We start from the raw sequence: 9793 nt of genomic DNA, 5'->3' as shown, positions 1-9793 counted from the left end.
GGCGCAGGGCCTCCGGGCCGAAGACGGTGTCCAGCTCGTCCTCGACGAAGGGGCGGAAGCGCTCGCGGATGAGCACCTCCGGCAGGCGCGTGTCGCGGGCCTGCTCCAGGCCCTGGAGGAGCAGCTCGCGGACGAAGGCCTCGTTGAGCACCTTGGAGTCGAAGTAGCTCTTCTCCACGCGGGCCGCGTTCACCAGCACGATGCGGTCCACGCCCAGCGACGCCACGGCGGGCAGGACCTTCTTGAGCGCCTTGGGGCGCGGGATGGCCAGCAGCAGGTCCACGCCGGCCCGGGGCGGGGGCGCTTCGGTCAGGTCCACGCGCAGGTGGAGCACGCCGGGCGAGTTCTCCAGCACCTCGCCCGTGCCGGTGAGGCCGTTGAGGCGGCCCACGCGCAGGGATTCGCCGGGTTCGGCCTTGAGGACCTCGCGGGCGTGCTGGGCGCGGCGGCCGGTGAGGCGGGCGGTGCCGTCCGGCTGGAAGTCCTCGTCGAAGAGCAGGAGCAGGTTCACGGTCCCCTCCATGTAGCCGTTCCCGGCCGGGCAGGGGAGGGGGCGAGCAGGGCGTCCCGGCCGCTTCGCCCGAGGGCGTGATAAAGGGCCGGGCGTGCGTACCTTCTGCATCAAGTGTCTGCGTCCTGAAAGCGCGTGCTACTGCGCGCACGTCCCCCAGCTCCAGACGCGCACGCGCGTGGTGTTCCTCCAGCATCCCCGCGAGCGGCGCGTGGCCATTGGCACGGCGCGCATGGCGCACCTGTCGCTGCCCAACTCGGAGCTGCACCGGGGCGTGGACTTCACCGGCCACGCCCGGCTGGCGGAGCTGGCGAAGCACCCGGAGCGCGTCGCGGTGCTCTTCCCGGGCGAGGACGCCATCTCCGTGGAGGAGGCCCAGGCGAACCCGCCGGAGACGCTCATCGTCGTGGACGGCACCTGGCCCCAGGCGAAGAAGGTGGTGATGCGCAACCCGGTGCTCGCGGCGCTGCCGCGCATCGGCTTCGTGCCTCGCCGCCCGAGCAACTACCGCATCCGCGCGGAGCCGGCGGACCACTGCGTCTCCACCATCGAGGCGGTGGCGGAAATCCTGGGCCAGCTGGAGGGCAAGCCGGACTACTTCGACCGCATGCTGGGCGCGTTCGAGTTCATGGTGGACACGCAGCTGGAGCGGCAGGAGACGCGCACCGGGCCCAACCGCCGCCGCATCTACAAGGGCGAGTGGCGCCCGCCGCTGGAGCTGCGCTCGCTGGCGGACGCCTCGGAGCGGCTGGTGCTCTTCTACGCGGAGGCGAACGCGCACCCGCTGGAGAGCGGGATTCCTCCGGAGCTGGTGCACCTGGTGGCGGTCCGCTACGCGACGGGCGAGCGCTTCGAGGCCGTGATCGCGCCGGAGCAGCCGCTGGCGCACAGCACGCCCCTGCACGTCGAGCTGACGGAAGAGGAGCTGCGCGCCGGCGAGCCGCGCGCCCAGGCGCTGGCCCGCTTCGAGGCCTTCCTGCGCCCGGACGACGAGCTGACGGTGTGGACCACGTTCGCCCTGGACCTGCTGAGGAACGGGGGCCTGGCGCGCAGGGCCGCGCGCAACGTGCGGCTGGCCACGGCGCGGGCGCTCAAGGGCAAGGCGGGCGGCGTGGAGCAGGCCGTGGAGCTGCTCAAGGCGCCCCAGGTGGCCACGTGGGCCCGGGGCCGCGCGGGCCGCCGCATCAGCGCGCTGGAGTCCGTGACGCGCGAGCTGGTGGCGCGCGGAAACGCCACCGAGCCTCCCGCGAAGCTGCCGCGCACCGGCTCCGGAGGCTGAAAGCCGCGCCTACTGGCCCAGGCGCGCGGTGCCCACGCTGGCGCCCAGCGTGGTGGAGCCGGCGCGCCAGGGACGGGCCTGCTCGCGGGCCCAGCGGCCCAGGCGGGCGACGAGGTAGCAGCCCACCAGCAGCGCCACGGAGACGCCCATCGCCGCGGCCATGCCCAGCCGGGGACCGATGCGCTGCGAGAGGCCCGCGATGTCCGCCCAGCCGTACACCACCGGCAGGTGCAGCACGTAGATCCACAGCGACAGCCGGCCCAGCGGCGCCAGCAGGCCGCTCAAGCGCTGCGGCAGCAGGTTCACCACGCCCAGCACCAGCAGGCCCTGCGCCACGCGGTACATCACCATCGTGGGGCTGGTGGGCGTCCACTCCACGGGCACCTGGTGGGTGAGCCCCAGCAGCGCCCCGCCCAGCGCGAGCAGCGAGAAGCCTTGCGCCAGGCCCGGCTTGAGCAGGTGCAGAAGCTGCGCGGCGAACGCGCCCGCGAAGAAGAAGCCCGCCCAGGGGAAGAACGGGAAGCGGCTGCCCTCCCCGTTGCCAATGAACTGCTGCAGCGGCACCGGCAGGTGCTCGCCCGCGTGCCACATCCCGGCGCTCGCCAGCGGGATGCCCACCGCCAGCCCGCCCAGGAGCAGCGCCCTCGCGCCCCGGTTCGGCGTCACCACCAGCGCCATCGCGCCCAGCAGCAGCGCCGCGCCAATGCACTGGAGCGCGTCGAACTGGAACACCTTGCGCAGCATGGCATCACTGAAGCCCAGTTCACGCACCGCGCCCCAGCCCGGCCAGTGCAGCAGGTAGCCCAGGAAGAGCAGCAGCAGCGCCCGGCGGAAGCGGCGGCCGAAGGAGTCCTTCGCGGCCCCAGGCTTCGTGCCCAGCGCCATCACCACCGCCCAGCCGCTCACCAGCAGGAACAGCGGCGCGGTGATGCCCCGGAGCTTCCAATACTCCTGGACCCACGGGTGGTCCCGGAACGCGGGCGCTAGCAGCGCATCCAGCGTGTGACCCATCACCATGGCGAGCACGGCCAGTCCTCGCGCGCCATCCAGCGCGGGGTGCCGGGTCTGCCGGAAGTTGAGCGAGGGAGCGAAGCCTTTCAAAACGGTCCGAGCATAAGCCCAGCTTCGGGCCTCGTCTCCAAAACGCACCCACCGTGGGGGTCGGCAAGCGTGGAAACGACCCGGATTCTCACTCCCGGCCCAGGTCGCACCCCGTGTGGGGGATGCTACAGGATGGATGCATGTCCACCCGTCCCGCGCTCGCCGCCCTCGTGCTCCTGGCCGCTCCGGCCTCCGTCCGCGCCGCGTCTGGCGATGACTGGTTTGGCAGCGACAAGCCCAGACACTTCGCGGCGTGCGCGGGCGCCACGGGCGTGGGCTATGGCGTGGGCGCGGCGCTGTTTGATTCGCCGGGCGCGCGGGCGCTCACCGGCGTGGGGCTGGGGTTGGGCGTGGGGCTGGGCAAGGAGGTCTACGACCGGGCTCGCGGCAGCGTCTTCTCCGTGAAGGACCTGGCGTGGGACACCGCCGGGACCGCCACGGGGCTACTGGCCGCGTTCCTCGTGGACCGGTTCATCACCGAGGTGCTCCTGCCCCCGCCCCGCACTGTCGTCTCCGAGCGTGGTGGCGGGCGCGTCCGGACGGGCGCGGCGCTCCACGAACTTCAGCAGCAGGTCGCGTTGCAGCCGGGGCTCCACCAGCAGCATGCGGCCTTCGGCGTCCTCCGAGTCGGAGACGAGCACGGTCACCTGACGGCGCGGGCACTGGTTCATGCAGCCCGTGGGCGTGATGCGCACCTGTCCGGCGAGGCCCCGCTCGGCCAGCTCTCCCTGGAGCCAGCGCGGCAGGTCCTGCCCGCCGCTCCGGGCGCACTTGCCCAGACACTTGCGGCAGACGAGCACGTCCACCTGTCGCCCCTTGCCGCCCGAGTCACCGTCCTGCATCCGCCGTCCTCCGTGGCGCCGCGCTTCCATGCGGACGCGCCGCTGCGTGTCCCCGGCACGCCGCCGGGTCCTTGAAGAAGAGGTAGCGGCGCGGAGATTGTTCCGCAGAGGCCCCGGGCCGCGTCCGCCGGGCCGCCATGCGGGCAGGCGCTGCCGGACTGATGGCACGGGAAAGCCCACGCGGTGGGTGCGACGTTCCGTCCCGAAGCCAGCCGCCCGGGTCACTGGTACGGTGCGCTCCACTGCTGACGGGAGGCTCCGCACATGACACGAAATCGACTGCTGCTCGGGTTCACCCTGTCGGTGATGGCCACCGGTTGCGAGCAGCGCTCCGCCGAGAAGGCACCCGAGGTGAAGTCTCCCGCACCCGCTCCGGTGGTGGCGCAGGCCGCGGCTCCCAAGCCGCCGGATGCCGAGGCGGTGGCGAAGCTGGCGGCGCACTTCTTCCAGGCGCCTCGCAACCAGGCGCCGCTGCCCGAGGACACCGCGGAGCAGGTGGCCCTGGGGCGCATGCTCTTCCACGAGCCCCGGCTGTCGAAGAACCACGACGTGTCCTGCAACAGCTGCCACGGGCTCGACACCTTCGGCGTGGACAACAAGGCGCTGTCGGAAGGGCACAAGAAGCAGAAGGGCAGCCGCAACTCGCCCACCGTCTACAACGCGGCCCACCACATCGCGCAGTTCTGGGACGGCCGCGCGGCCACGCTGGAGGCCCAGGCGGAAGGGCCCATGATGAACCCGGTGGAGATGGCCATGCCGGACGCGAAGCGCGTCGAGGCCACGCTGTCCTCCATCCCCGAGTACACCACGCGCTTCCGCGCCGCCTTCCCCAAGACGGGCAAGCCCGTGACGCTGGCGAACGCCGCCCGGGCGCTGGCCGCCTTCGAGCGCACGCTCACCACGCCGTCGCGCTTCGACCGCTTCCTCGCCGGGGAGCACGCGGCCCTGAGCGCGCAGGAGCAGCGCGGCCTGGAGGCCTTCGTCACCACCGGCTGCACCACGTGCCACAACGGCCCGGCGGTGGGCGGCGCGTCGTTCCAGAAGCTGGGGCTGGTGGAGGCCTACCCGGCGCTCACCGACGCGGGCCGCTTCGACGCGACGAAGAACGAGGACGACCGGGGCTACTTCCGCGTGCCCACCCTGCGCAACGTGGAGATGACCGGGCCCTACCTGCACGACGGCAGCGTGAAGGACCTGCCCACCATGGTGCGCCTGATGGGCCGCTACCAGCTGGGGCGCACGCTGAAGGACGGCGAGGTGGACGACCTGGTGGCCTTCCTCAAGAGCCTCACCGGCGAGCTGCCCCCCGCCGAGCGCATCTCCGCGCCGCCCCTGCCTCCCAGCACGAAGCGCACGCCCAAGCCCGACCCGTCCTAGCCCGGCGGGTGCTAAACCCTCGCGCCCATGACCTTCTTCTTCCATCTCCACTCGGGCCTTCGCTACCTGGTGCTGCTGTCCGGCGTCATCGCGCTCGCGTACTTCGCGTTCGCTGCCGCCACGAAGCGCCCGTTCGACAAGGTGGGGCGCATCATCGGCGCGTCCTACTCCGGGTTCCTGCAGCTGCAGGTGCTCGTGGGCGTTGGCGTGCTGGTGACGCGCGGGTACTACCCGGCGCTCATCGGGCACATCGTGATGATGGTGCTGGCGGTGGGCGCCATCCAGGGCCCGCTGGGCGCCACCCGGCGGCGCGCGGCGGCCGCGAGCGCGGGCCCGGAGTCCCCGGAGTCCGGTGACGCGAAGCGCGTGCCGCCCGGCTACGTGGCGGTGCTCGTGGGCGCGCTGGTGTCGCTGGCGCTGGTGGCGGGCGGCATCCTGGCCATCCGGCCGGGCCTGTTCGTCTCCACCGCGTTCTAACCACCGCGGCGAAGCGGCTGGGGCCTCCAGCCGCCTCGCGCGTGACTTCAACTAGCGACGGGCGCGCCGGCGCAGGGCCAGCGGCGTGAGCAGCATGAGGAGCGCGGGCAGCAGGCCCGGGCTCGCGCTGCAGCCGCCGTCCTCATCCTCGTCATTGCCCGGGTTCTCCTTCTCCGGGCCGGAGCCCGCGTCCGGCTTGCCGCCCGTGCCCGCGTCCGGAGTGCCGCCGGTGCCCGCGTCGACACCCGTGCCGGTGCCCGCGTCCGTGCCGCCGCCGGTGCCCGCATCCGTGCCGCCGCCGGTGCTCGCGGAGCAGTTGCCCAGCGAGTGCTCCAGGGCGCCCAGCGTGGTCGTGGCGGGGCGGGCGCGCCCGCAGAAGTCCTCCGGCACCAGGGCGTTCCGCGGGCCCGTTCCAATGGCCGACACGTCACCCTTGAGCGTCAGGTCGCCCTTGAGCGGATCCACGTACCAGGACGTGAAGGTGGCGGTGGGCACGCTCGACTTGTTCGTGCTCTGGGTGACGGTGGCGCTGTCGCGGGTGCGGATGGGGCCCGACATCACGTTGCCAATGGCCTCGCCGGTGGACGCGGCGTAGCGGTAGTCCACGCCCGTCGTTCCAACGAACGTGTTGAACAGCACGCGCGTGTTCGCGGCCTTGTTCAGGTAGACGGCCACGTCCGAGCAGTTGGCCACGATGTTGTTGCGGATGATGCCGTCCGTGTGCTCCGGCGAGCACGGCACGGCCGGGTCGAAGGCCGGCGCACAGAACTGGTTGCCGGTGCCGCCACCGCCGAAGGACAGGCCGATGCGCGTGTCGTTCGCGCCCGTGAGCGGCAGGTCCTTCACGCACAGGACGCGGTTGCGCTCGAAGAGGCCCCGCTTGCCGCCGCTCTTCATGAAGGCGCCGTAGGGAATGCCGCCGCCCTGCCTGGCGAAGTCGTGAATCTCGTTGTCGCGGACCACCCAGTCATCGCCCGTGTCGATGTTCAGCTTGTTGACGGGCGTGGACGTCGCGCGCGCGCGCGTGTCGTAGATTTCATTGCGCTCGATGAGGCCCTTGTGCGGCATCTCCCAGACGCCGCTGCCGTTCTGCGACGCGTTCGCCTTGAGCTGCGAGTTGAAGTCGCGCACGCGGCTGTTGCGCAGCACGAAGTTCTCCGCGTGACCGGTGACGTGGAAGGCGTGCTCGCAGTTCTGGTCGTTCGCGCAGATGCCCTCCACGGTGAGGCCGTCGAAGGTCCAGTAGCGGCCGGACACCTTGAAGCCCTCCAGCGCGTTGAAGCGCACGACGGCCGCGTGGCGGTTCTTCGCTCGCACCGTGATGGGCGCGGCCTGGGTGCCCTCCGCCGAGCAGCTCAGGTTCGCGTTGACGGTGTACGTGCCGTCCTCCAGGACGATCTCGTCGCCGGCCTTCGCGGACGACAGCGCGGCCTGGAGTTCGGTCACGGTGGAGACGCTCTTCACGGCCGCGCTGCCCGTCAGTGGCAACAGGAGCAGCGCGAGGGAAACGGTTCTCAAGGGGGACTCCCGGGAGGGGGGTGGTGGAGGACCCCGACGCTACCGGATTTCCACGCAAAGCAGGCAGCCTGGCGTGCGCCGCCATCCCGGCTGCTAGGGAAAGGGCGTGGGCGTGAGCACCTGTCGTCCCATGGCTCGCCAACACAGAGAGTCCGGGTGGGGACGTCCCATGCTCGCCATGCCTGCGCTGGTCGGGGGGCTCTTGCTGGCCCCGGGCGCGCTCGCGCTGCCGGAGAAGGGGCAGCCGCTGCCGGAGTTCGCCGCGAAGGACCTGACGGCCCGGCCGCATGAGAGCGAGGAGCTGAAGGGGGCGCCCACCCTGATGGTCGTCATCACCGACAAGGACGCGGGGGACAGGATGCGCGGCTGGTTCGCGGAGGCGGACCGGCACCTGGAGGACTCGGTGCGCCGCCAGTCGCTCATCACCCTCAAGCTGCCGTTCTTCGTCAGCGAGGGGACCGCGCGGGGCAAGGCGAAGGGCCAGGTGCCCAGGGACTACTGGCAGTCCACCTGGATGGACAAGAACGGCGGCATGGCCAAGGCGCTGGGACTCTCCTCCAGCGACACGCCCTACGTCCTGGCGCTGGACGCGCAAGGGCGGGTGGTGGCCAGCGTGCATGCCACCGCGGACTCGCCGGAGGCGCGGGCCATCTGGTCCGCGCTCCGGCGCTGAAGCATCGAAGGCTAGTAGCGGCCGCCGCTGTCGAGGATGGACTGGAGCTTCTCCTTGTCATTGGAGAAGGGGAAGGCCTGGTACAGCTGGTAGCCGTTCTGCGGATCCAGCAGCGTGGGCCGCATGATGCGCACCACCTCCAGCTTGTCGTTGGAGAAGGAGAACTGACCCAGCACCGTCAGGATGTGCGACACGAGGAAGTTCTCGTTCGGAGCCACCTGCGACAGGATGCGCAGCTTCTCGCGCGGGAAGGACTCGCGCACCATCGCCTGGGTGATGCTGCGGAACTGCGCGTCCGGGATGGGGCGCACGACCGGCGGCGGGGGCGGCATCGGCTGCTGCGGAACCGGGATGCCCGTGCCGTACGGCGCGGCGTCGTCCACGTACTCGCTCAGCTTGTCCAGCTGCTCCATGGCGGCGCGGATGGCCTCGCGGCCCTTGGCGTCCTTGGTGCGGGACATCGCGTCGCGCAGCGCGCTCTCCATCCGGTCGATGCGGCGCTCCACCTGCTCACGGTCGACGATGGCCAGGTTGCGCGCGGGCGGCATCGGCTGCTGCGGGCCCGGGCCCGGGCGCGGCGTGGAGTGACCCGGGGGCGGCGCGCGGCGGAAGTCCGCGGAGCCTTGGACGTTGACGGATTCCTCGGCGCGCGGTGCCGTCTGTGCCAGCGAGGCGGCGGAGGAGAGCAGGACGACGGCGAGGGTCAGGGCCTTCATGGTGTGCATCCTTGGGGGTGTTCTTGCTACCACCCATCTGACGGGACAGAGGGCCGTTCATTCAAGCCCCCCTCCCCTGCAGCCCATGAAGACCCCGGGGGGCTTTCTTCAGCCGCCGCGCTTGGAGACGACCTGGCCGTCGGCGCCAATCTCGTAGACGAGCGGCACGCCCGTGGCGAGCTCCAGGCCCACCACCGTCTCACCGGACAGCTTGTCCAGGCGCATCACCAGGGAGCGGTTGGAGTTGCCGTGCGCCACGACGAGCACGTTCTTTCCCTGGCGCAGGTCGCCCGCGATGGCGCGGTCGAAGAAGGGCAGCACGCGCTTCGCGGTCATCTCCAGGGACTCGCCGTTGGGGGGCGGGACGTCATAGGAGCGGCGCCAGATGTGGACCTGCTTCTCGCCGAACTCCTTGGCGGCGTCCGCCTTGTTGAGGCCCTGCAGGTCGCCGTAGTGGCGCTCGTTGAGGGCCGCGTCGCGGATGACGGGCGGGGTCTGCCCCAGCGTCTCCAGCAGGATGGCCAGCGTCTGCTGCGCGCGGCTGAGGGCGGAGGTGTAGGCGACGTCGAACTTCACGCCCTGGAGGGCCTCCGCGGCCTTGCGGGCTTCGGTGCGGCCCTGCTCGGTGAGGGGCACGTCCACGAAGCCGGTGAAGCGGTTCTCCAGGTTCCAGAGGGACTGACCATGACGGACGAGGGCGAGGATGGGCATGGCCCCCCTGCTAGCCCAACCGGGGGCGGGGGGAAAAGAGGCAAGCCCCGTCCACCCGCCCGGCCCGTCGTCCTGCCGCCACGCTGGGGGGCGCGTTCAGCCGGCGGCCTGGGCTTCGGACTGGAGGCGCTCGCACACGGCCGCCACCGCGCTCAGCGTGTTGAACAGGTCCACCATGCCCACCTGGAGGCCCAGGTCGTCCTCGATGCGGTTGGCCAGCATCGTGGCCAGGAGCGAATTGCCACCCACCTCCAGGAAGTGGTCCTCCGGCCGCACGGCGTCCACGCCCAACAGCTCCTGCCAGTACCCCGCCAGCCGCGCCTCCATGGGCGAGGGGCCTGCGCTCTGTGTGCTCACGGTGGAGTCCTCCGGGTGCTGGATTTGCCGCAAATTGAGGAAAATAGAACTACCGCGTCAAGGCTGACCGCGCCAGGGCAGGCAGGCGGGCTTCGTGCGCCCCCGGTTTCCTGACTTCCCTGGCAGGCTCGCGGGCCATGGACCACGCGAACGAGGCCGGAGCGGCCGCCGGGGACGAGGACGCGCCCATGGCGGTGGCGGTGGTGGGGCTGGCGCTGCGCTTCCCCGGGG

The 9793-nt window shown here is 71.6% G+C and carries 11 protein-coding genes; 5 read left to right on the top strand and 6 right to left on the bottom strand.

The window, feature by feature from the left end; all coding sequences use genetic code 11:
- Window positions 1-511, bottom strand: a 511-nt coding sequence (locus tag D7X55_RS28770) for a 16S rRNA (uracil(1498)-N(3))-methyltransferase (protein WP_121724722.1), incomplete at its 3' end; no start/stop codon positions are given.
- A gap of 94 nt (window positions 512-605) precedes the next feature.
- Between D7X55_RS28770 and D7X55_RS28765 the strand changes: the two genes are divergently transcribed.
- Window positions 606-1790, top strand: a complete 1185-nt coding sequence (locus D7X55_RS28765; RefSeq protein ID WP_120549140.1) for a tRNA-uridine aminocarboxypropyltransferase — start codon at window positions 606-608, stop codon at window positions 1788-1790.
- Window positions 1791-1799: 9 nt separating this feature from the next.
- Here D7X55_RS28765 and D7X55_RS28760 read toward each other — a convergent pair whose 3' ends face one another.
- Window positions 1800-2891 (bottom strand): acyltransferase family protein, encoded by a 1092-nt coding sequence (locus D7X55_RS28760; protein WP_233610125.1) that lies wholly within the window; start codon window positions 2889-2891, stop codon window positions 1800-1802.
- 140 nt (window positions 2892-3031) lie between these two features.
- On the opposite strand from D7X55_RS28760, the gene D7X55_RS42990 reads away from it, so the two are divergent.
- The 3 genes from D7X55_RS42990 to D7X55_RS28745 all read left to right on the top strand — a co-directional run bounded on the left by D7X55_RS42990 (window position 3032) and on the right by D7X55_RS28745 (window position 5587).
- Window positions 3032-3808 (top strand): hypothetical protein, encoded by a 777-nt coding sequence (locus tag D7X55_RS42990; RefSeq protein ID WP_147468370.1) that lies wholly within the window; start codon window positions 3032-3034, stop codon window positions 3806-3808.
- A gap of 189 nt (window positions 3809-3997) precedes the next feature.
- Window positions 3998-5110 (top strand): cytochrome-c peroxidase, encoded by a 1113-nt coding sequence (locus tag D7X55_RS28750; RefSeq protein ID WP_121724721.1) that lies wholly within the window; start codon window positions 3998-4000, stop codon window positions 5108-5110.
- Window positions 5111-5137: 27 nt separating this feature from the next.
- The gene (locus tag D7X55_RS28745; RefSeq protein ID WP_121724720.1) at window positions 5138-5587 is read left to right on the top strand and encodes a hypothetical protein; all 450 of its coding nucleotides are present in this window, start codon (window positions 5138-5140) and stop codon (window positions 5585-5587) included.
- Window positions 5588-5638: 51 nt separating this feature from the next.
- Here D7X55_RS28745 and D7X55_RS28740 read toward each other — a convergent pair whose 3' ends face one another.
- Complete coding sequence (locus D7X55_RS28740; protein ID WP_121724719.1) at window positions 5639-7105, bottom strand: chondroitinase-B domain-containing protein; 1467 nt, start codon at window positions 7103-7105, stop codon at window positions 5639-5641.
- 169 nt (window positions 7106-7274) lie between these two features.
- On the opposite strand from D7X55_RS28740, the gene D7X55_RS28735 reads away from it, so the two are divergent.
- Window positions 7275-7778: a hypothetical protein gene (locus D7X55_RS28735; protein WP_120549134.1), complete on the top strand. Its 504-nt coding sequence runs from the start codon at window positions 7275-7277 to the stop codon at window positions 7776-7778.
- An 11-nt stretch (window positions 7779-7789) separates the two neighbouring features.
- On the opposite strand, the gene D7X55_RS28730 is transcribed toward D7X55_RS28735, so the two are convergent.
- From D7X55_RS28730 to D7X55_RS28720, 3 genes are all read right to left on the bottom strand, one after another.
- Window positions 7790-8494 (bottom strand): DUF4476 domain-containing protein, encoded by a 705-nt coding sequence (locus D7X55_RS28730; RefSeq protein ID WP_158626437.1) that lies wholly within the window; start codon window positions 8492-8494, stop codon window positions 7790-7792.
- Window positions 8495-8602: 108 nt separating this feature from the next.
- On the bottom strand, window positions 8603-9205 hold the full coding sequence (locus D7X55_RS28725) for a 2,3-diphosphoglycerate-dependent phosphoglycerate mutase (protein ID WP_121724717.1): 603 nt from the start codon (window positions 9203-9205) through the stop codon (window positions 8603-8605).
- Window positions 9206-9301: 96 nt separating this feature from the next.
- Window positions 9302-9562 (bottom strand): phosphopantetheine-binding protein, encoded by a 261-nt coding sequence (locus tag D7X55_RS28720; RefSeq protein WP_120553211.1) that lies wholly within the window; start codon window positions 9560-9562, stop codon window positions 9302-9304.
- Window positions 9563-9793 lie beyond the last annotated feature (231 nt).

Source organism: Corallococcus sp. AB049A (assembly GCF_003668885.1).
In the GTDB taxonomy this organism is placed as follows: Bacteria; Myxococcota; Myxococcia; order Myxococcales; family Myxococcaceae; genus Corallococcus; species Corallococcus interemptor.
This window is presented reverse-complemented; position numbering and strand designations above follow the sequence as displayed.

Coding starts and splice junctions, on each gene's coding strand:
- D7X55_RS28730 (WP_158626437.1), bottom strand. CDS start 8,494: ATGAAGGCCCTGACCCTCGCCGTCGTCCTGCTCTCCTCCGCCGCCTCG.
- D7X55_RS28735 (WP_120549134.1), top strand. CDS start 7,275: ATGCTCGCCATGCCTGCGCTGGTCGGGGGGCTCTTGCTGGCCCCGGGC.
- D7X55_RS42990 (WP_147468370.1), top strand. CDS start 3,032: ATGTCCACCCGTCCCGCGCTCGCCGCCCTCGTGCTCCTGGCCGCTCCG.
- D7X55_RS28725 (WP_121724717.1), bottom strand. CDS start 9,205: ATGCCCATCCTCGCCCTCGTCCGTCATGGTCAGTCCCTCTGGAACCTG.
- D7X55_RS28745 (WP_121724720.1), top strand. CDS start 5,138: ATGACCTTCTTCTTCCATCTCCACTCGGGCCTTCGCTACCTGGTGCTG.
- D7X55_RS28750 (WP_121724721.1), top strand. CDS start 3,998: ATGACACGAAATCGACTGCTGCTCGGGTTCACCCTGTCGGTGATGGCC.